The sequence below is a fragment of the Mesorhizobium sp. XAP4 genome (assembly GCF_029269325.1).
In the GTDB taxonomy this organism is placed as follows: Bacteria; Pseudomonadota; Alphaproteobacteria; order Rhizobiales; family Rhizobiaceae; genus Mesorhizobium; species Mesorhizobium ciceri.
The window spans coordinates 375,997-400,189 of record NZ_JARIXW010000003.1 but is presented as its reverse complement, the minus strand read 5'-3'; the positions used below and the strand labels follow the sequence as shown (position 1 = coordinate 400,189).

Below are 24,193 nucleotides of genomic sequence, written 5' to 3'. Positions count from 1 at the left end.
CTCTCTGGGCGACGGGTCAAGGCATCAGGGTGTTTTGATGGAAATTGCGCACGGGACGTTACCCCCGAATATGGGCGCCGAATACCAGCACCCTTGTTCTGGACCCTGCTCAGCGCTGGTAGACGACAGGAAACCAATCCTCGCGCAGTCTCTGCCCCGGCTGCATGCCGTGGCCATGATAGGGCGGCGAGGTACGGCCCGGCCGCTCGACATAGCGCGCATCGTCACCGACCCAGCGCAGCGACAGCGCCCGACGCCGCGCCGCGGTCATATTGCCACGCGCGCCATGCGCGGTCCTGAAGTCGAACAGGATGGCGTCGCCCGGCTCCATTTCCCATTCGAGCACCTTCATCGAAGGGTCCTTATCGGGATCGGGCACCGGCAGATAGTCGCCCTCGCCGGCATAGAAATTGCTATCGTCGAGCCAGCGCACCGGCAGGATCATCTTGTCCCATTTGTGCGAGCCGGCGATCAGCCGCAGCGTCGCCTCTTTCACCGGGTCGATGGGTATCCAGAAGCTCACCGTCTGTTGGCCATCGACGAAATAGTAGGGGATGTCCTGATGCCAGGGCGTCGGCTTCTGCGTGCCGGGTTCCTTCACCAGCACATGATCATGGAAGAACTGCGCGGTGCGCGACTGCATCACCGCCGCCGCCAGTTCGGCGGCGGGTGAGTCCCGTACCAGGCTGACGAATTCGGGGATGCGCTCCCAGTTGCAGTAGTCATCGAAGAAACTACCGCGACCATTGGCTATGTCGGATGCGGTGGCGCTGCGGTTCTGCATGTTGCGTTCGATGCCGGCGGCAATCGTGTCGACCCAGCCCTTGAAGGCGCCGCGAATGCAAACAGCGCCGTCACGCTGATAGTCGGCAATCGTGGACGCGCCGATCCTGGTGGCGTCGAGGGTGGCAGTCCGGGAAGCCATGGCGTTCTCCTCTTGGAATAAAGCCACTATCGCAACATCTATTCATTCGGTAAAATAATAACTTTCGATCTGACATATAGAGTGCCTCTATGAGTGTGACTCTCACGCAGCTACGCTATCTGGTTGCCGTGGCGCGTCACGGCAGCGTCACCGGCGCGGCAAAGATGCTGAACGTCTCTCAGCCGTCGATCTCGGTGGCCATCGACGCGGTCGAAAAGAATTTCGGCCAGAAACTGTTCGTCCGCCAGCGGGGAAGCGGCGTGTCGCCGACATCGTTCGGCCGCGCCGTCGTGGCCAAGGCAAGGCAGGTTCTCACCGAAACGGAGGAACTCATCGGCCTGGGTTCAAGCAAATCGGCTGTCAGCGGCGAGTTGGTGTTGGGATGCTTCGAGGATCTGGCGCCTTTCTTCGCGCCGGCTTTGATCCGCGCCTTCTCCGAACGCTATCCGGCCGTCAAGATCGTCGTTCGCGACGAGACGTTCGAGACGCTGGGTCGACGGCTGGGTGACGCGGCCATCGATCTCGGCCTGACTTATGATCTCAGCCTGCCGACGCATTTCGCCCGCATCCTGCTGCGTGAACTTCGCCCGCACGCGCTGTTGCCGGCAGGCCATGCCCTGGCGGATCGCCCGTCGGTCAGCCTTGCCGATCTGGCCGCCTATCCGCTGATCACCACCGACCAGCCGCACAGCTGGCAGCATATGCTCGACCTGTTCCGCAGCCGCGGCCTTTCGCCTGTGGCCGACATGACGACAAGCTCGTTCGAACTGCAACGGAGCATGGTCGCCAACGGCTTCGGCGTTGCGGTCAGCTACACCCGCCCGCATGGCGACCGCAGCTATGACGGGCTGCCGCTCATCTGCAAGCCGCTGTCCGATCCGCTGCCCATGCAGCGGATCCTGCTCACCTATGACACGCATCAGCGTGTGTCGAATGCAGCGCTGGCCTTCGTCGAGGTGGCCAAGGACTGGTTCGCCACCCGCGACATCTTTGCCTCGTGAAAGGCTGACGGGCGCCGCGTCTCCGCTTGCCGCTTGACGGTTTCCGCCGCTGCTGCCACTCCATGGGCATGGAAACCATCCAGTCGAAAACGGCCCAGGGCCGTGTCGCCGATGCGCCGAACGGCCATTGGGTCTACCGCGTGCTGCCGCGCTCGATATGGCCCTATGCGCAGCTTGCGCGGTGGGACAGGCCGATAGGCTGGCAACTGCTGCTGTGGCCGTGCTGGTGGTCGGCGGCCTTGGCGGCGAGCGCCTATCCGCGTCCGGGCGACCCGCTGCTCTCGCTGCTGCCGGCGCCTTTGTATCTCGTGCTTTTCCTGGTCGGGGCCATCGCCATGCGCGGCGCCGGCTGCACCTACAACGACCTCGTCGACGAGGACATCGACAACCAGGTGGAGCGCACGCGCTCGCGACCGCTGCCGTCAGGCAAGGCGACGCGCCGGCGGGCATGGCTGTTTCTCGTCCTGCAAGCCCTGGTCGGCCTCGTCGTGCTCATCCAGTTCAACAGCTTTGCCGTCCTGCTCGGCATCTGCTCACTGGCGGTCATAGCCATTTACCCGTTCATGAAGCGGATAACCAACTGGCCCCAACTTGTGCTCGGCCTTGCTTTTTCCTGGGGCGCGCTGATGGGATGGGCGGTCGAGTTCGGCGATCTCGATGGGCCTGCTGTCATGCTCTATATCGGCTCGATCCTGTGGGTGATCGGCTACGACACGATCTACGCGCACCAGGACAAGGAAGATGACGCCATTGTCGGCGTGCGCTCGACGGCACGCCTGTTCGGCGACAACACCAAGGCCTGGCTGGCCGGACTTTATGGCGGCGCGCTGATCTGCTTCGCCATCGCCTTCGCGTCGGCGCAGGCGCCGGTGGTGGCGCTGGCCGGGCTGATCGCCGCCGGCGCCCATATGGCGCGGCAGATCGCCGTGTTGGACATCGACAATCCGGACCAATGCCTGCGCCTGTTCAGGTCGAACAACCAGGTCGGCTGGCTGATCTTCCTCGGCCTGATCGGCGGCGCTGTGTGGGTGGCTCTGAAGCCGCTGGTTTAGCGGCGCTTCTTCCTTCTCCCCTTGTGGGAGAAGGTGGATTGGCGCGCAGCGCCAAGACGGTTGAGGGGTGCGTGACGGAACGCCGGCATTGCCAAGCTGGAACACCCCTCATCCGACCGAGCTTCGCTCGGCCACCTTCTCCCAGGGGGAGAAGGAAGAACCTTCCTACTCCCGCGAAATAATCTCCTGGCCGTCGATGACCAGCCTGAGACCGAGGTCGCCAGCTCTGCGGCGAGCGAGGAAACGCGGGCGGCGCGTGTTCGAAATCCGCCCCTTGCGCCGATCCTGCGGCGGCAGCGTCTTGATGGCGGCACCGAGCGATTCTTCCAGGGTGCGGGCAACGCCGTCCGATTCGATCAGCAGCATCGGCAGGCGGTATGCGTCGGCCCAGGCGCGCCAGTCGGCTGCGACATCGTCGAGATCGTCGGCCACCAGCAGCGGCACCGACAGCATCGGGTCGTTGTGCAGGAGTTCCAGGGTCACCGTGACGTTGCCGTCCGGGTCCTCCATGGCGCGGGCGGCAACGCCGCGGAACGCATTGGAAGGCAGAACGATGATCGCGGGCAGGCCGCTCATCTCGAGCAAGCGGCGGATCACGGCGCCGCGCTGGTCGATGGTGAAGGTTACATCGCCGTAGTCGTCGCGAGTCGCGTAGCTCACCACTTGCGGCAGGCGAAATGGGTCGAGACGCATGTTGCGTCCCGCCCAGACTGGCTTCAGTCCGGTGTTCATAGAGTGGCCTTCCTGTCTGTCTCCTGAGAGCCGGTGTCCGGTTCTCTCCGGGCCGGTTTTTCCAGCCTCGTTTGTATGGAGACAGTAGCGCGGGCTCCTTACCGCCCCGCTTAAGAAAGTCGGTTAAATTTTGCTGATCTCAGGGATGGTTATCGGAATCCCACCAACCACAAGATGTCGAAAGGATCAGATAACCTTACCCGGATTCATGATGCCGGCCGGGTCGAAAGCGGCCTTCACCCTTCGCATCAGATCGATCGCCGTCGGCGGCGCGGTGGCGATCAGTTCGTCGCGCTTCAACTGGCCGATGCCATGCTCGGCCGAGATCGAACCGTGCAGGCTGCGCACCACATCGTGCACCGCCTTGTTCATGGGGTGATAGAGAGCGAGGAACGCCTCATCGTCGCCGTCGACGGGCCGGGAAATGTTGTAGTGGAGATTGCCGTCGCCCATATGGCCGAAGCAGACCACGCGCGCGCCGGCGCTCACCGACGCCACCGCGCCGGCGGCTTCTTCGATGAAACGCGGGATCGAGGCAATAGGCACCGAAATGTCGTGCTTGATCGAGGCGCCCTCCGGTTTCTGCGCCTCGGGCAGCAACTCACGGAAATTCCAGAAGGCATCGCCCTGCGCGAGACTCGCGGCAATGACGGCGTCGCCGACGAATTCCTGTTCGAGGCCAGCCGACAGCACATCCTCGATCAACGCTCTCGAATCCTCCGACGAACGGCCTGATGAAATCTGCATCAGCACGTACCACGGCCAGTCCTCGATCAGCGGCCGCACCACACCCTGGGCATGCGCCAGGGTGAAATCATATGGCCGCCTGCCGATCAGTTCGAAAGCGGTGAGTGCTGCCCCGGCACGGTCCATGGCCAGGCCGAACAGCGAAAGTGCCGCCTCGGGCGACGACAGGCCGACGAAGGCGACTTCGCGCCCCTTCGGCTTCGGGAACAGCTTCAGCACGGCGGCGGTGATGACGCCGAGCGTGCCTTCGGCGCCGACGAACAGGTTTTTCAGATCGTAGCCGGTGTTGTCCTTCTTCAGCTTGCGCAGGTCGTCGAACACCTCGCCGGTCGGCAGCACCACCTCGACACCGAGGCAAAGTTCACGCGCATTGCCATAGGCAAGCACGCCGGTGCCGCCGGCATTGGAGGAAAGATTGCCCCCGATCTGGCAGGAGCCTTGCGCGGCCAGCGACAGCGGGAACAGCCGGTCGGCGGCGTCGGCTGCCTCCTGCAGCGTCTGCAGGATGACACCGGCCTCGACCGTCACCGTGTTGGACAGGATATCGATCTCGCGGATGCGGTTCAGCCGCGACAGCGACAGGACGATTTCGCGCCCGGACCTGTCCGGCACCTGCGCGCCGACCAGCCCGGTGTTGCCGCTTTGCGGCACGATCGGCGTTCCCGTCTCGGTCGCCAGCCGCATGATCCGGCTGACCTCGTCGACGCTGCCCGGCCGCAGCACCAGCGACGTCGCGCCGTGCCAAAGCCCACGTCGCTCAATGAGGTAGGGCGCGATGTCCTGCTGATCACGCAGTGCATATCTGTCGCCGACGATCGCCGTGAAGCGATCGATGAGGGCGGGATCGAGTGTCTTTGTGATTTCGATCATGGGGGAAACTATGTTGCGGGTTGCGTGATGTCACGAGGGGCGGCTGCACGCGACAGCCGATCGTTGATCGCTTCGCCGAGCCCGTCGCAGGGAATAGGCTCGACGGCGATGGTGCGCGCGCCGCTGCGGTCGAGTGCCTGCATACAAGCGAACAGATTGCTTGCCGCTTCGCGCAGGTCCCCGGTTTCGGACAAATTGAGGAAGGCTTCGGCGCGGCGCCAGCCGTCCGCCCGTTGGCTGCCGAAGCCGAGCAAAGCCTCGCCCTCGCCGACCGTGCCGGCATTGAGCCGCATCGCGGCACCTGGCGCATAATGCGAGGCAAGCATGCCCGGCGCCTCGATACTGGCGGTGCCGCCGCGCAACAGTTCCATGCCGATGGCCGCCTCGATCTCCTCGGCGGCGATGCCGCCGGGCCTCAGCAGCCGCATTCTTTCCCCCTCGGCCTTGAGAATCGTCGATTCCAGCCCGACCGGGGTCGCGCCGCCATCGACCACCAGCTTTATCCGCGCACCGAGATCGGCTGCCACCGCTTGCGCGGTCGTTGCGCTGATCCTGCCGGATGAATTGGCGCTGGGCGCGGCAAGCGGGCGGCCGAGCCTGGCGATCAGATCGCTACCAAAGCCCCTCGGCATGCGCAAGGCGATTGTATCGAGCCCGGCGGTGACCAGCGGATGGATGCCGTTGCCGGGCCGTTGCGGCAGCACCAGCGTCAGCGGACCGGGCCAGAACGCCAGCGCCAGTTTCCTGGACAGCGGATCGAACAGCGCGAGGCGCTCGGCCATCGCCATGTCGGCGACATGGGCGATCAGCGGGTTGAAGCGCGGCCGCCCCTTGGCTTCGAAGATGCGCGCGACGCCGATGCCGTTGGTCGCGTCGCCGGCCAGCCCGTATACGGTTTCCGTCGGGATGGCGACGACATCGCCCTCCCTGAGCAGCGCCAGCGCCCGCTCCAGCGCCTCGCCCGAGCCAAGTATTTCAGCCACTCTCGTCACCTCACAGATGCGGGGTGCGTAGTACGATGGCGGCCATTGGGCAAGTCGGCTGTTGGGTAACCGTTTGTTGGCGAGCAGGAGCATTGGCGATTTATCAATCCCTAAAATGCTATGTTTCCACGAAAGCCGGCATCAATTCCGGCCTGCTATCGAACAGCTTCTGGGCAAAGGGGAGCGACATCAGTGTCTGCGCGTATCCTGCTGGGTATCATTCTTGCTGTTGCGGCCGGCGAAGCCCAGGCGTCATCCCTGGTTTTTCCAGGCGCGCCATCCTCCACACCATCGATCGTCAGGATCGGCGCTCCTAACCAGCCTGGAACCGCCGATGCAGTCAACGCCAGCGATGCGCTGTCGGTGGTGGCAAAAGGGGAAGCACAGCCCGACGTCACCGATGAAAAGGTAGCGGCGATCCCGGACAAGCCCGCGACCGGGCACGGCTTCCAGCCAGGCCCGATGGTCATTCGTGGCGGCGTTACCGGTCCCGATTTCCCGGCACCCGCGCCAACCTCTGCACCAGCGACCGGTGCCGCGCCGGCCGCTGGCACCGCGCCGGCAACGGCCACCGCTTCCGCTGCCCCCTCAGGGAACGCCGAGAACCAACCCGCCCCGCCGAGCGCTCCGGCCCCGGCAGCAGGGCAGCGCATGCCTCCCAACGGCTACACCAAGTAGCCCCGCCTCAAAGACAGCCGACATCGAAGGCGTGACTTGACGGCGATCTGGCGCCCGGCGCACGATTGCCAAACAAACTCGGTTTCGGTTTATTTCAGCCGCCAGACGCCATCGCCTGTATTTCGTCAGGCGGTTCTGGCAGACGGGATTTCATCGCTAAGGGGTAAAGGGGGAAAGCATGAGAAAATCTGGAATCGTGACCGGAGCAGGCCTATTGCTGGCGTCACTGCTTGGCGTCGTCGCGGCTCATGCCGACGACATGCTGGGATCCTATGTCGCGCGCATTTCCGATCGCGACCATCAGGCGAGTGACGGCTATGCGCTGGACAATGCCGCGCAGATGGTGCGGCAGGACCGCGCCAACTGGCACAAATTCCACCGCCGTGACAGCGACGACGAGGCTGATGGCTGGTTCAGGACCAACGACCAGCGCGCCGACCTGCAACGCATGCTGGAGCGTGGCGGCGCGATGAGTTCCTCGACCAAGCGCGCCATCGTCAATGGCGAACCGCTGATCCAGGTCGATGTCTACGAAAACAGCGTGCGCGTCAGCATTCTTGAGAACTGACGGGCCGTCGCCGGGGCGGCTGACAGTCGGCTTCGGGGACGGCTGATAGCAAAGGGCGGCGCCTCAGCGCCGCCTTTGCCATCGACGGAATCGGCGGCTGAAAAGATCAGGCCGCTTCTTCCTTGTCGTCGTCGTCTTCTTCTTCGGACTCGTCGCCTTCAGCCTTCACGCTGTCCTCGGCGTCGTCTTCGTCCTCGTCTTCATCTTCGTCGTCATCCGAGAGCGTGGCAGCTTCGGTGGACCCTTCGCCTTCTTCATCGTCGCCGTCTTCGTCGTCATCAGACAGGTCAGCGGCTTCGATCGCTGCGGCGGCGGCATGATCGAGAATGGTTTCGGAAGCGGATTCAAGCGCCTCGGCGGGAGTTTCTTCTGTCACTTCGATTTCGTGATCGGAATTCATGGAAGCCTCCGTGGGGTTGGGGAACATGTCCCTTTTGCCACGGAGAGATCATCGCCATATGACTGTAAGCCGGCTCGAACGGCCGGTAGCAGAGAATATTTTCTTCACCTTAACCTGCGATCCTGGAGAAATCCGCGACCTGACCGGTGGCCGTGCGGATGCGGGCGAGCAGCGCCAGGCGGTTGGCACGCACCGCCTGATCCTCATCGTTTACAAGAACATGCTCAAAGAATGAATCAACCGGCTCGCGCAACACGCTAAGCGCCAGCAAGGCGCCGGAAAAATCATCGTTTTGAATCGCTTCGCCGGCTTGCTTCTCAGCCTGGTTCACCGCCGCAAACAGCGATTTCTCGGTATCCGCGCGAAACAGCGCCGGCTCAACGGTTTCGGCGACCGCCGTTTTCTTTTTCTCCTCGGCAGCCAGAATGTTGGCCGCGCGCTTGGTGCCGGCGAGCAGGTTCTTGCCGTCCTCGGTGTCGAGGAAGGAGCCGAGCGCCTCGACGCGGCGGACGATCTGCAAGAGGTCGTCGGACTGCGGCGTGATGACGGCATCGATGAGATCGTGCCGGGCGCCCTGATCGCGGAGGTAGACTTTCAGGCGGTCGTGGAAGAAGGACAGAAGGTCAGACGCTTTCCCGACGATGGCTGCCAGCGCCAGTCGAATATCATTCTCGACCAATATTCTAACCACACCCAGCGCCGCTCTACGCAGCGCATAGGGATCCTTCGACCCAGTCGGCTTTTCGTCGATTGCCCAGAAACCGACCAGCGTATCGAGCTTATCGGCAAGCGCCACTGTGATCGAAACCGGATCGCTCGATACGCGATCGGACGGGCCTTGCGGCTTGTAGTGTTCCTCCGCTGCAGCGGCGACCGATGCGTGCTCGCCCTGAAGCAGCGCATATTTGCGGCCCATGGCGCCTTGCAGTTCCGGGAACTCGCCGACGACTTCAGTGGTGAGATCTGCCTTGGCCAAGACGGCAGCGCGGCGCGCGAGTGCGGGATCGGCGCCGACGATCGGAGCCAGTTCTTCCGCCAATCGCTTCATCCGCTCCACCCGTTCGCCCTGCGTGCCGAGCTTGGCGTGGAAAGTCACGCCGAGATGGTCGAGGCGGGCCATGCGCTGGTCGAGCGGCTTCTTGAGATCAAGCCCGAATTTTTCCGCCGATGCCTCGAGCTCAGCCAGGTCAGGCAAATCGCCCTGGTCGGTCGTCCAGAAATAAAGCGCGTCGGACAGGCGGGCGCGCACCACCTTGCCGTTGCCGTGGGCGATCTCCTTGCCGCCATCCCTGGCTTCGATGTTGGCGGTTAGAATGAAGCGATTGGAAAGCGCGTCGTCGACACCCTGCGGCCGTGTCACAAAGCACTTCTGGTTGGCGCGGATGGTCAGTCGGATCACTTCGGCTGGAATGGCGAGGAATGCCTCCTCGAACTCGCCCATCAGCACGACAGGCCATTCGACCAGCCCGGACACCTCCTCCAGCAGCCCTTCGTCCTCGACCAGGTCGAGCCCGTTGGCGAAGGCGAGATTGCGGGCGTCGGCAAGGATGATCTCCTTGCGGCGGTCGGCATCGAGCACGACCTTGGCCGCTTCCAGTTTGGAAACATAGTCGTCGAAGCGGCGCACCGTGATCGCATCAGGCGCATGAAAACGGTGGCCATAGGTGATGTTGCCGGAGCGGATGCCGTCGATCTCGAAATCGACCACGACAGGCTCCTCGGTCTCCGGGCCGAAGGTGCACAGGATCGATTGCAGCGGGCGCACCCAGCGCAATGAACCGGGCTTGGCCGAGGCCGGCCCCCAGCGCATCGATTTCGGCCACGGGAAATTGCGGATGATATCAGGCACCAGGTCCGCGATGATCTGTTCGGCCGCCCTGCCCGGCTTCGAAATGTGGGCGACATAAAAATCGCCCTTCTTCGGATCGGAATGGACATGCGCCTCGGCGATCGAGGAAAGTCCGGCCTTGCGCAGGAAGCCCTGGACCGCCTGTTCGGGCGCCGATGTCGAAGGCCCCTTGATCTCTTCGTTTATATCCTTCGAGCGCGCGGTGAGACCCCTGATGTCGAGGGTCAGCCGCCGCGGCGTCCAGTACTCGCGCGCGGCCTCATAGGTCAGCCCCGCCTCGACCAGGCCGTCAGTCAGCATCTTCCTGAGATCGCCAGCCGCCTTGCGCTGCATGCGGGCGGGAATCTCTTCCGAGCGGAGTTCTAGAAGCAGGTCAGGCATGGATGGGGCTCACGCGGCAAAATGGTCCGGGCGGGGCATAGCAACTCGGCTGGCCGCTGTCACCCTTTCCGCACGGGGATCGCCGATTTGCGCCCGTTTCCAGAAATTTTGGCCATCCTGTCGGGACGAGACCGCGCCACCCGTCCTTGGATCAAAGATTTCCATGAACCGAACGCAGCGCTGAAGCGACCCACGCTCAGGCAGGGAACATTTGGCTCAACGACCATGAAAACGGCATCCAGACTTCTGCAGATCCTCGCACTCGGCGCCTGCTTCACCGCGCAGGCTCACGGTGCCTTCTCGATGCCGGGCGTTCGACAGGCATTGCGCACAATCGACGGTGCCAGCAGCCAGAACATATTGCCGATCAAAGTTTCCTTCGAGATGACGAAGCGGGCCTGAGACTCAGGCCGCCAGGCCACCCGCCTGCGTCTTCAAAAACGCCTCACCGCAGGCCTTCGCCAGATTGCGCACCCGCAGGATGTAGCTCTGTCGTTCCGTGACCGAAATCACGCCGCGCGCGTCAAGCAGGTTGAAGACATGGCTGGCCTTGATGCACTGATCATAGGCCGGGAAAACCATGCGGTGCATCGGCAGATTGTCGTTCGATGCCGGCGCGCCGGCATCGAGCAGCGCCTTGCATTCGGTCTCGGCGTCCTCGAAGTGGCGCAGAAGCATCGCCGTGTTGGCGTGTTCGAAATTGTGGCGCGAATATTCCTGCTCGGCCTGCAGGAAGACATCGCCATAGGTGACTTTGTCGGCGCCTTCCCGGCCGTTGAAGTTGAGGTCGTAGACATTGTCGACGCCCTGCACATACATGGCCAGCCGCTCCAGCCCGTAGGTGAGTTCGCCGGCCACCGGCGCGCATTCGATACCGCAGACCTGCTGGAAATAGGTGAACTGCGAGACTTCCATGCCGTCGCACCAGCATTCCCAGCCGAGACCCCAGGCGCCCAGCGTCGGGCTTTCCCAATCATCCTCGACGAAGCGGATGTCGTGCAGCAGCGGATCGACGCCGATCGCCGCCAGCGAGCCGAGATAGAGCTCCTGCAAGTTGGGCGGGTTCGGCTTCAGGATCACCTGGTACTGGTAATAATGCTGCAGCCGGTTCGGGTTCTCGCCATAACGCCCATCCTTGGGGCGGCGCGATGGCTGGACATAGGCAGCGTTCCAGCGTTTCGGGCCGAGCGCGCGCAGCGTCGTTGCCGGATGAAATGTGCCGGCACCGACTTCCATGTCGTAGGGTTGCAGGATGACGCAGCCATAGGCCGCCCAATAGTTGTGCAAGGTCAGGATCAGCCCCTGGAACGAGCGGCTGGGATGCATATGGGCGGGGATTTCAATTGTCACGGGTGGCCTCGACAGCACAGGCTAGCTTGCCGGCACGTCCTAGAGACACGGCGGCGAAGCGTCAAGCAAAGCACGCCGATGCGGTCGCGCCGACATTATGGACAATGTTGAGAGCTTTGCAGGGGCTGGCCCATTGCCCATCTCTCGGGCCTGCGCTCTGTTCGCCTGTGCAGCAACGACAACAGGTTCCAGCCATGCCCAGCCCGATCGTCATCCGCCCCGTTGCGCGACAGGATTTCGAGCAATGGCTGCCGCTGTGGGACGGCTACAATGCATTTTATGGCCGCTCGGGCGAAACGGCCCTGCCGGGTAAGATTACCCAGATGACATGGTCGCGTTTCTTCGATGCCTATGAGCCGGTCCACGCGCTGGTGGCCGAAAGCGAGGGACGGCTTTTCGGCCTCGTGCATTATCTCTTCCATCGCAGCACAACGGCGATCGCGCCCAATTGCTATCTGCAGGACCTTTTCACCACGCAGGCATCGCGTGGCAAAGGCATCGGACGGGCACTGATCGAGGGCGTCTACGAGCGTGCCCGGGCGGCCGGCTCAGGCCGGGTATACTGGCTGACGCATGAGACCAATCACACGGCGATGAAGCTTTACGACAAGGTCGCCGAACACTCCGGCTTTGTCGTCTATCGCAAGCTCTTCTGAGGCAGCCAGCCGAATACGCGGTTCAAACGAAAACGGGACCCTGAAAAGAGCCCCGTTTGCGTTGAATTCAAATGGCTGACTTCATCCCTTCGGGGCGGGCACCGGCTCCGGCTTGACCTTCGGGGTCTCCTGCGCCGTGTTGGATTCGATCGGCGGCAGGCCCTTCATCAGCTTCTGCTGCAAGTTGGCCAGCACATCGGGATCCGGCTTCAGGTCGCGAGCCTGGTTCCACTGGAAGGTGGCTTCCAGCTTGCGGCCGACGCGCCAGTAGGCATCGCCGAGGTGGTCGTTGAGAACCGGATCTTCCGGCTTCAGCGACACGGCGCGTTCCATTTCGCGCACCGCGTCATCGAACCTGCCGAGGCGGAAATAAGCCCAACCCAGCGAATCGACGATGTAGCCGTCGCTCGGCCTGAGGTCGACGGCCTTCTGGATCATCGCCAGCCCTTCCTTGAGATTCATGTTCATGTCGACCCAGGAATAGCCGAGATAATTCAGCACCTGCGGCTGGTCGGGGAACAGTTCCAGCGCCTTGCGGAAGTTCGGCTCGGCCTTGGGCCATTCCTTCAGGCGCTCATAGGCGATGCCGCGCTGGTAGAAGATGTTCCAGTTGGCTGCGGTCGGCGTCTTCAGCGCCTCGACAGCCTTGTCGTAGAGTGTGGCGGCCGAACGGAAATCCTCCTTCGAGGAATAGACGCCACCGAGCGCCAGATAGGCGCGCATGTCATTGGGATGGGCGTCGACGAAAGCCTTCAGATGAGTGATCGCTTCTTCGTGACGGTCGAGATCGGCAAGGTTGAGGCCGAGTTGCAGGTCCGAAAGCTCCTTCAGCGGCGAACCGGCGGGAATCCGGCGATAGAGCGCGATGGCGCCTTCGCCGTCCTTCAATTGCTCGGACACGGCAGCGAGTTGCACAAGGGCAGCGTCGCTATCAGGCTTCAAAGCAAGCGCATATTGCAGATAGAGGCGCACGAACGGCTCGCCGCCGCCACGGTTGAGCGCGGTGGCGAGGTCGAGCAGGATTTCGGAGGCGCCATCGGATGGGCCGGCCACCAGGGGCGCAATCTTGTCGCCTTTTGCAATTCGGTCGCGCAAGGCGACGATTTCCAGCTTGCCAGGCGAAAACGCCTCGGCCTGGTCGAGCACCGACAGCGCCTTGGTCTTGTCGCCCTTGCGGGCCAGGAACGAGGCGTAGGCCTGGGCATTGCGCATCCAGGTTTCGGGAGCGGCACCACCGGCGGCGGTATCCTGCATGGTCGCGGCGTAGATGGCCTCGGCCTTTTCGGGCATGCCGGATGCATCAGCGATCAGGGCGCGGTGGAACGACTTGAACAGGCCGAACCAATCCGGCCCCTGCAGCTTGTCGATGGACGCCATCGCATCGGCAGGCTCGCCGGCGCCTTGCTGCGCCCAGCCGGACATCACCCCGGAGATCAGCCGGTCGAGATCGGATTCCAGCGACAGCTTGAGCCAGTACTGCGCCTTGGTGAAATCCTTCTTGTGGAAGGAATCGACGGCGAGCGCCAGCCGCGAGAAACGCTCGACGTCAGGCACTTCCTTGAGCTTGTCGGCATAGACCAGGGATTCGTCGAAGCGCCCTTGCGCGATCAGCGACAGCATCAGGCTCTGCTGCAGGCCGGTGTCGCTCGGGTCGAAGGCCAATGCTTGCTTGTAGTAGGCGATGGCGCTGTCGAGGTCGTTATCGCCTTCGGCGATCCGGGCCGCCAGATAGGCGCCCGAAAACGACGTGATCTTGACCGGTTCGGTGGTTTGCTTGGCATAGGCCGGCAAAGCCGAGATCGCCATGCCTGTCACAATTGCCAGCCTTGTCAGCCAGCGCGCACGTCCTTGCCGCATCGTATCCCTTTCAGCCAGGCGCCATCTCCGCGTCAGCGGGATCGGCGTAGACTCGATCTTTCCAGGCAAAGCATGGCCTTTTTGGGGTCGCGCTTCAATCCGCCTCGAATTCACAATCCGGGCACCCGATTAACAAATCATGGCGACAGGCACCAATTTTCCGCTCTTGGGATTTCGGCCATGGCCCTACGCGGCGCCGAATATATCACAGATTCGACGCTGAGGCTCCGCTTCGACCGCTAAGGCTCGGGCCAATATCAGCCCTCGCCTGGCGAGGCAGACCGTTGCACCAGCGTGTCGCTGTAGCCGCCGGCCGCTATCGTGCTGCACAGTTCGTTCCATTCGCAGCCGCCGCAGGCCTTGCGTACAAGGCCAGCCGAAAACGCCTGCCGCATCCGGCCCAGCATCGCAGGATCGAGATCAAGACGGGTGCCGACGCGGATTGGCCGCGCCAGCAACTCGCCCACATCCTGCGTGGCAAGCCGGTCCCGCTCGACGACACTCTCGTTGAGGCAGTGCGGTTCCGGCTCATCAAGCAACGGGGCGCAGACATCGTCCGGGCCGGAAACGAGGAGGATGTCCTCGCCCCGGCTCAGGCGCACCGCGACGAGATCATAATTGGCGGTGAAGGCGGGGCTGTATCCTTTGCCCACATAGGTGAGCAGGCAAAGGAGGTGATGGGCGCGCAGCCTGATCGTCACGGATTGACCGGCTTGGCCTTACCGCCGCGAAGCGCCATGAGGGTCGCGGCACCCAGCGCCGACTTGAGCAAGCCGCCGACGATGAACGGCAGGAAGCCGAAGGTAACGGCCTGTTCGGCTCCAATCATGACGGCAAGCCATGCTGTGCCCAGCACAAGGCAGGCAAGGTTGCCAAGCAGCATGGCGACGAAGGCAAGCATCACCCTTTTGCCGTTCCAGCCGCGTTCGGCCAGCCAGCCGACCATTGCGCCGACAAGCGGGAAGGCGAAGAGATAGCCAGCCGTCGGCCCGACGAAATGCGCCGCACCCGCTGCCCCTCCGGACAGAACGGGAAAGCCGACAGCGCCCTCGACCAACCAGGCGGCAATGGTGAGCGCGCCAAGCCGCCAGCCATAGAGCGCGCCGACCAATGTCACGGCGAAGGTCTGCATCGTCACCGGGACCGGCACCATCGGCACTTCGACGTAGGATGACAGCGTCAGGAACAGGGTGCCGAGCACAACGGCTCCAATCTGCCAGGCAAGAGAACGATCCTGGAGCCGGAGCGGGCTGAACGACGGCTTGCTGGACGAGAATGCGACGTCTGTCATTGGGATTCCTTCGATCGATTTCAAATTATAGATAATTTCTGTTTTCGATCTATTATCGAATCCACACTTCCCTGGAGATTGCAAGCCCTGGCTTTGGCGGAGGCCGTCTAACCTACGATGGCGAAGGCTTCGCGCGTCGTTCCGGAAGCCGTCCTGACCGGCTTGCGGCCAATCCATTGGACGTGCCGCCCCAGTGTGACGGCCGCCGATTCGGTGTTTCCCTGCCGCAAGGCGGCGAGGATCGCGCGATGGTCCTGATCGGTGCGTGTCTCCCACTCCGAGCGCCATGCCGCGAACAGGAAACGGGCGCTTGCCGCGTGCAGGTCGTCGATGGTGGCGAGCAGGCGCGGCATGCCGCATGGCGCGAGGATCAAGCGGTGGAAGGCGCGGTTGGCTTCCTCCCAGGACCTGACATCGCGGGACTTGTCGCCGGCCTTGGTCGCCTCCTCGGCGAGATCGAGAATGGCCGATGTCAGATGCGGCGCGGCGTGGCGCAGCGCCAGCACTTCAAGGGCGGCGCGCATTTCGGCGACTTCCTTGACCTCGCCCAGATCGAAAGACGCGACACGCACGCCGCGGCGCGGCTCGCCGATGGCCAGCCCTTGCGCCTCGAGGCGGCGGAAGGCCTCGCGCACCGGAACATGGCTGGTTTGGAATTCTTCGGCGATGCGATCCTGCCGAAGCCTGGCCCCCGGCTCGATCGCACCGGAGATGATGCGGTCCGCCAGAACCTTGCTGATGCGCACCGCGATGGTGTCGTCTGTGCCCTTTGCCATGTTTTATAGATAATTTGCGGCAGGGCGGCTTGTCGAGACGGCGGGACCGAATTCCTAAACTTCCTCTTAGCCCAGGCCAGAGATAGCGTCGCGAAAGTCCAGCCTTTAGTTGACCCGGCTGATGCAGAAATCGATGACGTCGATCAGCGCCGATTTCTGCGGCGTCGCTTCGAGCGGCGCCAGCGCGTCGCGGGCAATCTCGCCGAAATGGCGGGCACGCCCGATCGTGTCGGCAATGGCGCCGTGGCGGGTCATCAGGCCGGTCGCCTTTTCCAGGCCGGCGTCATCGGCGACATTGTCCTCGATGGCGCGCTTCCAGAAGGTGCGCTCGGCCTTGGTGCCGCGCCGATAGGCGAGAATGACCGGAAGCGTCACCTTGCCCTCGCGGAAATCGTCGCCAACGTTCTTGCCAAGATCCTTGCTGGTGCCGCCATAGTCCAGCGCGTCGTCGATCAGCTGGAAGGCCAGGCCGAGATTCATGCCATAGGAGCGCAGCGCGGCGCGATCGTTGCGCGTCGCCTGGGCGATGACCGGGCCGACCTCGGCAGCAGCCGAAAAAAGTGCGGCGGTCTTGGCCTTGATGACGGCGAAATGCTCGTCCTCGGTGGTTTCGAGGTTCTTGGCGGCGGCAAGCTGCATGACCTCGCCCTCGGCGATGATCGAGGCCGCACTCGACAGGATATCGAGCGCTTCGAGCGAGCCGACATCGACCATCATGCGGAAAGCCTGGCCGAGCAGGAAGTCGCCGACCAGCACGCTTGCCTGGTTACCCCAGATCATGCGGGCGGTCTTCTTGCCGCGGCGCATGCCGCTCTCGTCGACGACATCGTCGTGCAGAAGCGTCGCGGTGTGCATGAATTCGACGGAGGTGGCGAGCTTGACGTGGCCCTCGCCGGCATAGCCGAACATCTGGGCTGCGGCCAGCGTCAGCATCGGCCGCAGCCGTTTGCCGCCGGACGAGATCAGATGGTTGGCGACCTCCGGGATCATCTCGACGTCGGAGCCGGCCTTGGACAGGATCAATTCATTGACGCGCCCCATGTCGGCGGCAGTCAGATCGATCAGATCCTTGATGGAGGCGGGCTCCCGCTTCCCGTTTTCGATGTTGAGAACGACACCCACGACAATCACTCCCGTCTTGGTATAGAGCGTGCGACGGCACCCTTAGTCCCTGTATGGACTCTAGGGCGGCGGACATGGGCACGGCAAGTGGCGAATTGGCGCGGCGGCGGCGACAGAATGTCAACGACCCCCAAGGGAACGGCTCTGCCCCGGAATCCCCTGCCCGTTTACATCAATAGCGCAAACTGCGAGTTTCATACGATGATAGAACTAGTCCGCACCAACGATGCCGTGATCATTTCCTTTGTCGAATCGCTGATGCGCGACGCCGGCATTGCCTGCTTTGTCGCCGACCAGAATATGAGCATTCTCGAAGGGTCGATCGGCCTTTTGCAGAAGCGCGTCATGGTCGACGCCGACCAGGCCGACGCGGCACGGCGCATCCTCAGCGATGCCGGCATCGCCAACGAAATCCGCGGAAGATAATGTCCGCCGCGCCCGCCGCCCTTGTCCCGGACACGCCGGCCCATACGGTCGACGCTTTCCATCGCGGCCGGTTCTGGCTGGTGCAGCCCAAGCAAGGCGGTCATCGCGCCGGCATGGATGCGATGATGCTGGCGGCCTCCGTGCCGTCCTCCCTTGCCGGTCGTCTCGCCGATTTCGGTGCCGGTGCCGGGGCCGCCGGCCTGGCGGTGCTGTCGCGCTGCCCGGCCGCCGAGGCGGTGCTTGTCGAACGCGCGCCGGAAATGGCGGCCTTCGCGGCAGCCACCCTTGCCCATCCCGGCAATGCCCATCTGAGCGATCGCGCCTCCGTTCTGGTCGCCGATGTCACCGTATCGGGCCGGGCGCGGGCGGCCGCCGGCCTCGCCGACAATGATTTCGACTTCGTCATCATGAACCCGCCCTTCAACGCTCCCCGGGACCGCGCCTCCCCCGATCGCCTCAGAAAAGAGGCCCATGTCATGGAGGACGGGGTGTTCGAGAGCTGGATCCGCAGTGCGGCGGCGGTGGTCAGGCCGCGCGGCGGGCTTGCCGTCATCGCCCGCCCCGAACAGCTCGGCGCCATTCTCGATGCGATCGCAGGGCGCTTCGGCGATGCCGAAATGCTCGCCGTCCACCCTCGCCCAGACGCCGCGGCAATCCGCATCGTTGTGCGGGCAGCGCTCGGGGCACGGGGAAAGCTTGCCATCCGCCCGCCCCTGATGCTGCACGCGCAATCAGGCAACGGCCCTGACGAGCGCAGCGAAATGATTACCAACGGCCTCGCCTCGCTGTTCGGAGATTGAGCTAATCTGCCTGGCCACATTGCCGTTGGCCGGGAAATCCCTACATGCCTGCAACCTATCGACCGGAGACCGCGCCCTCGTGAAACGCCTTATCAACCGTCTGCTGCCGAAATCCTGGCGCTCCACCGTCGTCACCATTCCGGTCATCCGGCTGCACGGCACCATCATGGCAGGCGGTGGCCAGTTCCGGCCGAGCCTGTCGCTGGCCTCCACCGCTGGCCTCATTGAGAAGGCGTTTTCCTACGACGCCCCGGCAGTCGCCATCTCGATCAATTCGCCCGGCGGCTCGCCGGTGCAGTCGCGGCTGATCTTCAAGCGCATCCGTGACCTGGCCACGGAAAAGAACAGAAAGGTACTGGTCTTCGTCGAAGACGTGGCGGCGTCGGGTGGCTACATGATCGCGGTTGCCGGTGATGAGATCTTCGCCGACCCATCCTCCATCGTCGGGTCGATCGGCGTGGTCTCGGCTTCGTTCGGCTTCCCGGAACTGATGAAGAAGATCGGCATCGAGCGACGCGTCCACACCGCCGGCCAGAACAAGGCGGTGCTCGACCCGTTCAAGCCCGAGAAAAAGGAAGATGTCGAGCGGCTGAAGGCGCTGCAGCTCGAGGTGCACGGCACGTTCATCGACCTCGTCAAGGAGCGGCGCGGCGCGAAACTGAAAGACGACCCGGACCTGTTCACCGGCCTGTTCTGGACCGGCATCAAGGGCCTTGAACTCGGCCTGGTCGATGCGCTCGGCGACATGCGCACGGTGCTCAAGACCCGTTTCGGGGCGAAAACCCAGCTCAGGCTGATCACGACACCGCGCGGTTTCCTCAGCCGCTTCGGCCTGTTTGGCTCAAGCAAGGGCTTTTCAGCGCCCGATATCGCAGGCGCTGCCGCCAGCGGCCTGATCGATGCGGCGGAAGAGCGCGCATTGTGGTCTCGCTTCGAGCTTTGAAAACACGGCAAAAGCGTCTAGCATGAGAGCTTAACCGACCCGACCGGCCACCTTCGCCGGCCCAGCGTGGGAGGAGTTTTGGTATGCCGCAGATCATTTTCTTCGCCGTCGTTGGCGTCGCCGCCTATTTCGGCTACCGCACCTTCATCAGGGAAGCCGAACGCGTGACCGCCAAGGTGCGGCGTACCGAAAAGCAGACGGCCAACGGCGCGATGGGCACTTTGGTCAAGGATCCGAAGACCGGCGAGTACCGGCTGGCCAAGGACTGAGCACCATTTCGCAGACCATTGTGGACACCGACATCGGGTCGCGTAGCTGGCACGCGCACGCCAAGATCAATCTTGCGCTGCATGTCACCGGCAGGCGACCTGACGGCTATCATCTGATCGAAAGCCTGGCGGTGTTCACGCGGTTTGGCGACAGGATCGAAATCGCGCCCGCCGACAGCGATGAATTTACCGTGTCCGGCCGCTACGCCCCGGCCGTTCCTCTCGACGCCTGCAATCTGGTGCCTAGGGCGCGCGATGCCCTGCGACAGGCGGTCGGGCACGAGAGAACACCGCCGGTCGCTATCCGGCTGGAAAAGAACCTGCCGGTCGCCTCCGGCGTCGGCGGCGGTTCGAGCGACGCGGCGACCGTGCTGCGCGGGCTGGTGGAGACATGGGGCCTGGATATCGACGGCGCAGAGCTGGCGCGGATCGGCATTTCGCTCGGCGCCGATGTGCCGATGTGCCTGGCGGCAAAGCCCCTGGTCGCGCGCGGCATCGGAGATGAACTGTCGATGGTGCCGGATTTTTCGGCGCTTGGCCTGGTGCTGGTCAATCCGGGCACCCCGGTCTCGACGGCGGACGTCTTTGCGGCGCTTTCCCGGCGCGACAACGAGGCCTTGCCGCCGCTGCCGCGCAGCATCGATTTTCATAGCCTGCGCAACTGGCTGGAGATCACCCGCAACGATCTCGAGCCCGCCGCGCTGGCGATGCAGCCGGCTATCGGCAGGGCGCTTTCCTGGCTGAACAAGGCCGGATCGGGTTTTTCACGGATGTCCGGGTCCGGCGCCACCTGCTTCGGCCTGTTCGAGACCGGCAATGTCGCCAAGCGCGCCGCCGCCGAAATCCGCGGCCGCCAGCCCGACTGGTTCGTCGCGGCGACGCGCAGCATCGCATCGGAGGGATCTGATGGCCAGAATTGACGAGAGCCGCTCCTTCATTCCCGTGCGCATCGCGGTGCTGACCGTTTCAGATACGCGCAGCCTCGCCGACGACAAATCCGGCCAGACCCTGGCCGACCGCATCACCGAGGCCGGCCATATGCTGGCGGCCCGCGATATCGTCACCGACGATCGGGAAAAAATCCGCGACACGGTTCTGGCGTGGTCGCGGGACAAGAATATCGATGTCGTCATCACCACCGGCGGCACCGGTTTCACCGGGCGTGACGTGACGCCGGACGCGCTGGAGCCGATCTTCGAAAAGCGCATGGATGGCTTTTCGGAAGTGTTCCACCGGATCTCCTACGACAAGATCGGCACCTCGACGATCCAGAGCCGGGCGACCGGCGGCGTCGTCAACGCCACCTTCGTCTTCGTGCTGCCGGGTTCGCCGGGAGCCTGCAAGGATGCCTGGGACGGCATCCTGAAGGCACAGCTCGACTACCGGCATATGCCGTGCAACTTCGTCGAGATGATGCCGCGCCTGGACGAGCATTTGCGGCGCGGCAAATCAGCTCCGTAAAGCCGAGGCAAGCGTCGCTCTCAGCGGATGACCGGCTCGCCATGAAACCGCCGGCGCGACGGCGGCGAGACGCCGAAGCCGACTTCCATCATCAGTCGCGGCGTGCGTGCCGGCACGGTGCCCATATGGAAGCCAAAAGGGTCCTCGACGAAACCGAGACCGGCCTCGCCGGTCAGCGTCACCGGGCTCTGCTCGCCATAGACATCCAGGACCTGTTGCGCGGGGTGGCCAACCAGAAGCGTGAGCTGGTGCTTGAGGCTGCGGCGCTTGTGGCTGCCCCTGACATAGACATGCGGACCGGTGTCGGCGTCGACCGGCTTGAGGTAGAAGAAGAATTTCAGCATGCGCCAATCATCGAGGTCGAAATGATACTTGCCGAGCGAGGCGAGGTTCTTGTCGGCATCCGAAGCGGCACCGGTTGGAAAACTCCACCAGACGCGCGTCGTGATCAGTTTTGCCTGGCCGCCGAGATAGTGCGCGGCAATATCCAGAAGCAGCGGATCGCGCTGGATGGCAAGCGCCGCCGGGCAGTCGAGGATGCGCTCGAAAAAATGCCCGCTGAGCAGCGAGCGGCCAAGGCGTTTCTCGGCCTCGGCATGTTCCCCCGGCATGAATTCGAGACGGCGGTCGAAATTGCCGAAGCAAGGCGTGCGCCCGGCGAAGTCGGCGATCTCTTCATGGATATCAGGCGGCAGGACCAGGCCTGAGAACAGCCCGTCGGAGCGCAACGCATCGACGACCGCTCCCCGTTCGACACCGGCAAACATCGTATCCCCGGCATTGGCGACCGGGCGGGCGCGTTTTGCGCCCAGCCAATGCATGCGGCGTCCAGGCATTGTGCGCGCCAGCACGAACATCGGCAGCCAGGCGGGGTTTTCGCGCAGGTCCTTGAGATAGGTCGGAATGCGCACCGCGATGCGTCGCAACAGACTGCCGTCGCGCGCAATAGCCTCGAGACTGGCCGCGCCGGATGTGTCGGGGGTTGAAAGCTTCATTGGGTCCTCGGCTATGAGAGCACCACCGATGCCGCATCGGTGCTCGCCACTCGGCATGTCCCAAACCCAATTCCCGCTTGAACGGAAGCTAACCCCGCGTCAGATTTTGTGCAATGCACAATGGCCTGAGCAGCTGCAAAAAATCATGTCGAGGAGCGGCGTTCCTGCTTGGCGGGCGCCATCCAGATCTCGGCGTCGAGCCGCTTCGTTGCGAGGCCGCGGGCGATGGCCTCAGCACTGCCGGCACTCTTGGCCGCGGCCGCCGCCTGACGCTTGCTGATCAGCAATCCGTCGGCCAGGGCGCCGTTTCCCGAAAAGACCCGTGCCAGGAATGGCGTGCGGCTGGCCCGCGTGCGCGAAAACCGTGCCGCCATGGTCTGCCTGGCCGTATGCGCGACAACCTCATCGATCCAGCCCTCCACCAACCGCGCGCCCGGTTCCAGGAGCAGCAACCAGTCCCCCTTGGCCTGGCGGATGCCGGCAGCGACACCGCCGGTCACGTACTGACAGCCGGCATGCTCGGCCACACGATGCGTCTGGTCGGTGGAGCCTGTGTCGCAGACGATGACTTCACGCACCACGCCTTCGACCGCGCCGCCAATCAGCGAGGCGAGCGTGCGGGCGAGGCCCTCCTCGTCATTGCGGGTTTCGATGAGAACACTGAGCATCCTTAGCCGAATAGCGGAAAGCGCCGCACAGCGCCAGTTTTGCATCGCACCATAGAAAGTTCTTGCTTTGTTCTCATCGATGAAATAGGAATAATTTCATGAACAGAGCGATTCGACATAACACGGACAGTCCCTGGGAGCGGGCGAAAATGGAACAGATCGTGCGCGCCGACATTGCAGCTTTCGGAGCAGGAAGAGCCGAGATGGCCAATGCGATGGTCGAGCAGAGCGGCATGCGTGTCCGCCCGGACCGCAACCGCGGCAGGTCGGCCGGCATCAACCCGTCCGGCCGATTCGAGCCAGTCAGCCGGCACGTGTTCGACGATGGCTGGAATTCGCTGGAAGAACTGCCCCCCTTCAAGACCGAAGTGCAGGTCGAGAAGCCGCGCAGCATCATCACCCGCAACGAATCGCCCGACATTTCCTTCGACCGTTCCATCAACCCTTATCGCGGCTGCGAGCATGGCTGCGTCTATTGCTTTGCCCGCCCGACGCACGCGTTCATGGGCCTGTCGCCGGGTCTGGATTTCGAATCGAAGCTGTTCGCCAAACCTGATGCGGCGCGCTTGCTCGACAAGGAGCTTTCGAAGGACAGCTATCAGCCGCGCACCATCGCCATCGGCACCAACACCGACCCCTACCAGCCGATCGAGAAGCAGTACCGGATCATGCGCGAAATCCTCGAAGTGCTGGAAGCGCGCGGCCATCCGGTCGGCATCGTGACAAAGTCCGCCCTGGTGACGCGCGATATCGATATCCTGTCGCGCATGGCCGAACGCGGGCTCGCCAAGGTGGCGCTGTCGGTGACGACGCTCGACCGCATGCTGGCGCGCACCATGGAGCCGCGCGCGTCGACACCGATCAAGCGGCTGGAAGCGATCCGGCAGCTTTCGGATGCCGGCATTCCGGCGTCGGTCATGGTGGCGCCGATCATTCCGGGCCTGACCGATCCGGAGATGGAACGCATCCTCGATTCGGCAGGTGCGGCCGGCGCGCGCGAGGCGGGTTATGTGATCCTGCGGCTGCCGCTGGAAGTCAGCCCGATCTTCAAGGACTGGCTGCTGCGCCATTATCCCGACCGTTACCGCCATGTGATGTCGCTGGTCCGCTCCATGCGTGACGGCAAGGACTACGATTCGGAATGGGGCAAGCGCATGAAGGGCGCCGGTCCCTATGCCTGGCAGATCGGCCGGCGCTTCGAGATCACAGCCAAGCGGCTTGGTCTCAATGCCGAACGGCGCACGCTGCGGACCGATCAGTTCGTTGCCGCCGGGAAAGACCAGGTGCAACTGACGCTGCTTTGAAGAGACAATTCGTCGCGATGGTTTGATCCGTCGCGCACCAAGAATCCCGTCCGGCCTGCCCCGGCCTGCAGACGGTGCCCTCCCGGTCC

The 24,193-nt window shown here is 63.6% G+C and carries 27 protein-coding genes; 13 read left to right on the top strand and 14 right to left on the bottom strand.

The window, feature by feature from the left end; genetic code table 11:
• Positions 1–109: 109 nt before the first annotated feature.
• Positions 110–925, bottom strand: coding sequence for a phytanoyl-CoA dioxygenase family protein (locus P3C39_RS15355; protein ID WP_275953750.1), 816 nt, complete (start codon positions 923–925; stop codon positions 110–112).
• An 89-nt stretch (positions 926–1,014) separates the two neighbouring features.
• Here P3C39_RS15355 and P3C39_RS15350 point away from each other — a divergent pair, with 89 nt between their 5' ends.
• Both P3C39_RS15350 and ubiA read left to right on the top strand, forming a co-directional pair.
• The gene (locus P3C39_RS15350; RefSeq protein WP_013532815.1) at positions 1,015–1,926 is read left to right on the top strand and encodes a LysR family transcriptional regulator; all 912 of its coding nucleotides are present in this window, start codon (positions 1,015–1,017) and stop codon (positions 1,924–1,926) included.
• A 68-nt stretch (positions 1,927–1,994) separates the two neighbouring features.
• Positions 1,995–2,978 (top strand): 4-hydroxybenzoate octaprenyltransferase, encoded by a 984-nt coding sequence (ubiA, locus tag P3C39_RS15345; protein ID WP_275953902.1) that lies wholly within the window; start codon positions 1,995–1,997, stop codon positions 2,976–2,978.
• Positions 2,979–3,143: 165 nt separating this feature from the next.
• On the opposite strand, the gene P3C39_RS15340 is transcribed toward ubiA, so the two are convergent.
• The 3 genes from P3C39_RS15340 to P3C39_RS15330 all read right to left on the bottom strand — a co-directional run bounded on the left by P3C39_RS15340 (position 3,144) and on the right by P3C39_RS15330 (position 6,310).
• Entirely contained in the window at positions 3,144–3,710 is a 567-nt protein-coding gene (locus P3C39_RS15340) for a DUF6101 family protein (RefSeq protein WP_127368712.1), read from the bottom strand.
• A gap of 186 nt (positions 3,711–3,896) precedes the next feature.
• Entirely contained in the window at positions 3,897–5,327 is a 1,431-nt protein-coding gene (locus P3C39_RS15335) for an FAD-binding oxidoreductase (RefSeq protein WP_224674060.1), read from the bottom strand.
• Positions 5,328–5,335: 8 nt separating this feature from the next.
• Positions 5,336–6,310 carry an L-threonylcarbamoyladenylate synthase gene (locus P3C39_RS15330; RefSeq protein ID WP_224674059.1) on the bottom strand — a complete coding sequence of 325 codons (975 nt, stop codon included), beginning with the start codon at positions 6,308–6,310 and terminating at the stop codon, positions 5,336–5,338.
• Between the two features lie 192 nt (positions 6,311–6,502).
• Between P3C39_RS15330 and P3C39_RS15325 the strand changes: the two genes are divergently transcribed.
• Positions 6,503–6,988: a hypothetical protein gene (locus tag P3C39_RS15325; RefSeq protein ID WP_224674176.1), complete on the top strand. Its 486-nt coding sequence runs from the start codon at positions 6,503–6,505 to the stop codon at positions 6,986–6,988.
• A 178-nt stretch (positions 6,989–7,166) separates the two neighbouring features.
• Positions 7,167–7,556 (top strand): hypothetical protein, encoded by a 390-nt coding sequence (locus P3C39_RS15320; RefSeq protein WP_024502648.1) that lies wholly within the window; start codon positions 7,167–7,169, stop codon positions 7,554–7,556.
• 106 nt (positions 7,557–7,662) lie between these two features.
• Here P3C39_RS15320 and P3C39_RS15315 read toward each other — a convergent pair whose 3' ends face one another.
• Positions 7,663–7,956 carry an ATPase gene (locus tag P3C39_RS15315; protein ID WP_275953751.1) on the bottom strand — a complete coding sequence of 98 codons (294 nt, stop codon included), beginning with the start codon at positions 7,954–7,956 and terminating at the stop codon, positions 7,663–7,665.
• 109 nt (positions 7,957–8,065) lie between these two features.
• Entirely contained in the window at positions 8,066–10,186 is a 2,121-nt protein-coding gene (gene glyS / locus P3C39_RS15310) for a glycine--tRNA ligase subunit beta (protein WP_275953752.1), read from the bottom strand.
• A gap of 87 nt (positions 10,187–10,273) precedes the next feature.
• Here glyS and P3C39_RS15305 point away from each other — a divergent pair, with 87 nt between their 5' ends.
• Positions 10,274–10,588 carry a hypothetical protein gene (locus tag P3C39_RS15305; protein WP_145923741.1) on the top strand — a complete coding sequence of 105 codons (315 nt, stop codon included), beginning with the start codon at positions 10,274–10,276 and terminating at the stop codon, positions 10,586–10,588.
• A gap of 3 nt (positions 10,589–10,591) precedes the next feature.
• Here P3C39_RS15305 and P3C39_RS15300 read toward each other — a convergent pair whose 3' ends face one another.
• On the bottom strand, positions 10,592–11,512 hold the full coding sequence (locus P3C39_RS15300) for a glycine--tRNA ligase subunit alpha (RefSeq protein ID WP_174299093.1): 921 nt from the start codon (positions 11,510–11,512) through the stop codon (positions 10,592–10,594).
• A 218-nt stretch (positions 11,513–11,730) separates the two neighbouring features.
• Here P3C39_RS15300 and P3C39_RS15295 point away from each other — a divergent pair, with 218 nt between their 5' ends.
• On the top strand, positions 11,731–12,192 hold the full coding sequence (locus P3C39_RS15295; protein WP_275953753.1) for a GNAT family N-acetyltransferase: 462 nt from the start codon (positions 11,731–11,733) through the stop codon (positions 12,190–12,192).
• Between the two features lie 81 nt (positions 12,193–12,273).
• Here the strand turns inward: P3C39_RS15295 and P3C39_RS15290 are convergent, their stop codons facing one another.
• From P3C39_RS15290 to P3C39_RS15270, 5 genes are all read right to left on the bottom strand, one after another.
• The gene (locus tag P3C39_RS15290) at positions 12,274–14,049 is read right to left on the bottom strand and encodes a tetratricopeptide repeat protein (protein WP_013532826.1); all 1,776 of its coding nucleotides are present in this window, start codon (positions 14,047–14,049) and stop codon (positions 12,274–12,276) included.
• A gap of 257 nt (positions 14,050–14,306) precedes the next feature.
• Positions 14,307–14,750, bottom strand: coding sequence for a DUF1284 domain-containing protein (locus tag P3C39_RS15285; protein ID WP_275953754.1), 444 nt, complete (start codon positions 14,748–14,750; stop codon positions 14,307–14,309).
• Entirely contained in the window at positions 14,747–15,340 is a 594-nt protein-coding gene (locus tag P3C39_RS15280) for a biotin transporter BioY (RefSeq protein WP_275953755.1), read from the bottom strand. The genes P3C39_RS15285 and P3C39_RS15280 overlap by 4 nt, the downstream gene beginning before the upstream one ends.
• Before the next feature lie 107 nt (positions 15,341–15,447).
• Positions 15,448–16,116, bottom strand: a complete 669-nt coding sequence (locus P3C39_RS15275; protein WP_275953756.1) for a GntR family transcriptional regulator — start codon at positions 16,114–16,116, stop codon at positions 15,448–15,450.
• Between the two features lie 105 nt (positions 16,117–16,221).
• Positions 16,222–17,238, bottom strand: a complete 1,017-nt coding sequence (locus tag P3C39_RS15270) for a polyprenyl synthetase family protein (protein WP_013532830.1) — start codon at positions 17,236–17,238, stop codon at positions 16,222–16,224.
• A gap of 201 nt (positions 17,239–17,439) precedes the next feature.
• Here P3C39_RS15270 and P3C39_RS15265 point away from each other — a divergent pair, with 201 nt between their 5' ends.
• From P3C39_RS15265 to moaB, 6 genes are all read left to right on the top strand, one after another.
• Positions 17,440–17,664, top strand: a complete 225-nt coding sequence (locus P3C39_RS15265) for a DUF2007 domain-containing protein (protein ID WP_275953757.1) — start codon at positions 17,440–17,442, stop codon at positions 17,662–17,664.
• On the top strand, positions 17,664–18,464 hold the full coding sequence (locus P3C39_RS15260) for a methyltransferase (protein ID WP_013532832.1): 801 nt from the start codon (positions 17,664–17,666) through the stop codon (positions 18,462–18,464). The genes P3C39_RS15265 and P3C39_RS15260 overlap by 1 nt, the downstream gene beginning before the upstream one ends.
• 79 nt (positions 18,465–18,543) lie before the next feature.
• Positions 18,544–19,407, top strand: a complete 864-nt coding sequence (locus P3C39_RS15255) for a S49 family peptidase (RefSeq protein ID WP_063171637.1) — start codon at positions 18,544–18,546, stop codon at positions 19,405–19,407.
• A gap of 83 nt (positions 19,408–19,490) precedes the next feature.
• Complete coding sequence (locus tag P3C39_RS15250) at positions 19,491–19,676, top strand: membrane protein (protein WP_013532834.1); 186 nt, start codon at positions 19,491–19,493, stop codon at positions 19,674–19,676.
• Positions 19,677–19,696: 20 nt separating this feature from the next.
• Complete coding sequence (locus tag P3C39_RS15245; protein ID WP_275953758.1) at positions 19,697–20,596, top strand: 4-(cytidine 5'-diphospho)-2-C-methyl-D-erythritol kinase; 900 nt, start codon at positions 19,697–19,699, stop codon at positions 20,594–20,596.
• Positions 20,583–21,137 carry a molybdenum cofactor biosynthesis protein B gene (gene moaB, locus P3C39_RS15240; RefSeq protein WP_275953759.1) on the top strand — a complete coding sequence of 185 codons (555 nt, stop codon included), beginning with the start codon at positions 20,583–20,585 and terminating at the stop codon, positions 21,135–21,137. Before P3C39_RS15245 ends, moaB begins: the two co-directional genes overlap by 14 nt.
• A 20-nt stretch (positions 21,138–21,157) precedes the next feature.
• On the opposite strand, the gene P3C39_RS15235 is transcribed toward moaB, so the two are convergent.
• Complete coding sequence (locus P3C39_RS15235) at positions 21,158–22,132, bottom strand: hypothetical protein (RefSeq protein ID WP_013532837.1); 975 nt, start codon at positions 22,130–22,132, stop codon at positions 21,158–21,160.
• Positions 22,133–22,275: 143 nt separating this feature from the next.
• Entirely contained in the window at positions 22,276–22,800 is a 525-nt protein-coding gene (locus tag P3C39_RS15230) for a glycosyltransferase (RefSeq protein WP_275953760.1), read from the bottom strand.
• A gap of 149 nt (positions 22,801–22,949) precedes the next feature.
• Between P3C39_RS15230 and P3C39_RS15225 the strand changes: the two genes are divergently transcribed.
• On the top strand, positions 22,950–24,104 hold the full coding sequence (locus P3C39_RS15225; protein WP_275953761.1) for a PA0069 family radical SAM protein: 1,155 nt from the start codon (positions 22,950–22,952) through the stop codon (positions 24,102–24,104).
• Positions 24,105–24,193 lie beyond the last annotated feature (89 nt).

Excerpts from the sequence above, each read along its gene's own strand:
- P3C39_RS15355 (WP_275953750.1), bottom strand. The coding sequence starts at position 925 with ATGGCTTCCCGGACTGCCACCCTCGACGCCACCAGGATCGGCGCGTCC.
- P3C39_RS15350 (WP_013532815.1), top strand. The coding sequence starts at position 1,015 with ATGAGTGTGACTCTCACGCAGCTACGCTATCTGGTTGCCGTGGCGCGT.
- ubiA (WP_275953902.1), top strand. The coding sequence starts at position 1,995 with ATGGAAACCATCCAGTCGAAAACGGCCCAGGGCCGTGTCGCCGATGCG.
- P3C39_RS15340 (WP_127368712.1), bottom strand. The coding sequence starts at position 3,710 with ATGAACACCGGACTGAAGCCAGTCTGGGCGGGACGCAACATGCGTCTC.
- P3C39_RS15335 (WP_224674060.1), bottom strand. The coding sequence starts at position 5,327 with ATGATCGAAATCACAAAGACACTCGATCCCGCCCTCATCGATCGCTTC.
- P3C39_RS15320 (WP_024502648.1), top strand. The coding sequence starts at position 7,167 with ATGAGAAAATCTGGAATCGTGACCGGAGCAGGCCTATTGCTGGCGTCA.
- P3C39_RS15315 (WP_275953751.1), bottom strand. The coding sequence starts at position 7,956 with ATGAATTCCGATCACGAAATCGAAGTGACAGAAGAAACTCCCGCCGAG.
- glyS (WP_275953752.1), bottom strand. The coding sequence starts at position 10,186 with ATGCCTGACCTGCTTCTAGAACTCCGCTCGGAAGAGATTCCCGCCCGC.
- P3C39_RS15300 (WP_174299093.1), bottom strand. The coding sequence starts at position 11,512 with ATGCATCCCAGCCGCTCGTTCCAGGGGCTGATCCTGACCTTGCACAAC.
- P3C39_RS15295 (WP_275953753.1), top strand. The coding sequence starts at position 11,731 with ATGCCCAGCCCGATCGTCATCCGCCCCGTTGCGCGACAGGATTTCGAG.
- P3C39_RS15290 (WP_013532826.1), bottom strand. The coding sequence starts at position 14,049 with ATGCGGCAAGGACGTGCGCGCTGGCTGACAAGGCTGGCAATTGTGACA.
- P3C39_RS15280 (WP_275953755.1), bottom strand. The coding sequence starts at position 15,340 with ATGACAGACGTCGCATTCTCGTCCAGCAAGCCGTCGTTCAGCCCGCTC.
- P3C39_RS15275 (WP_275953756.1), bottom strand. The coding sequence starts at position 16,116 with ATGGCAAAGGGCACAGACGACACCATCGCGGTGCGCATCAGCAAGGTT.
- P3C39_RS15265 (WP_275953757.1), top strand. The coding sequence starts at position 17,440 with ATGATAGAACTAGTCCGCACCAACGATGCCGTGATCATTTCCTTTGTC.
- P3C39_RS15260 (WP_013532832.1), top strand. The coding sequence starts at position 17,664 with ATGTCCGCCGCGCCCGCCGCCCTTGTCCCGGACACGCCGGCCCATACG.
- P3C39_RS15250 (WP_013532834.1), top strand. The coding sequence starts at position 19,491 with ATGCCGCAGATCATTTTCTTCGCCGTCGTTGGCGTCGCCGCCTATTTC.
- moaB (WP_275953759.1), top strand. The coding sequence starts at position 20,583 with ATGGCCAGAATTGACGAGAGCCGCTCCTTCATTCCCGTGCGCATCGCG.
- P3C39_RS15235 (WP_013532837.1), bottom strand. The coding sequence starts at position 22,132 with ATGAAGCTTTCAACCCCCGACACATCCGGCGCGGCCAGTCTCGAGGCT.
- P3C39_RS15230 (WP_275953760.1), bottom strand. The coding sequence starts at position 22,800 with ATGCTCAGTGTTCTCATCGAAACCCGCAATGACGAGGAGGGCCTCGCC.
- P3C39_RS15225 (WP_275953761.1), top strand. The coding sequence starts at position 22,950 with ATGGAACAGATCGTGCGCGCCGACATTGCAGCTTTCGGAGCAGGAAGA.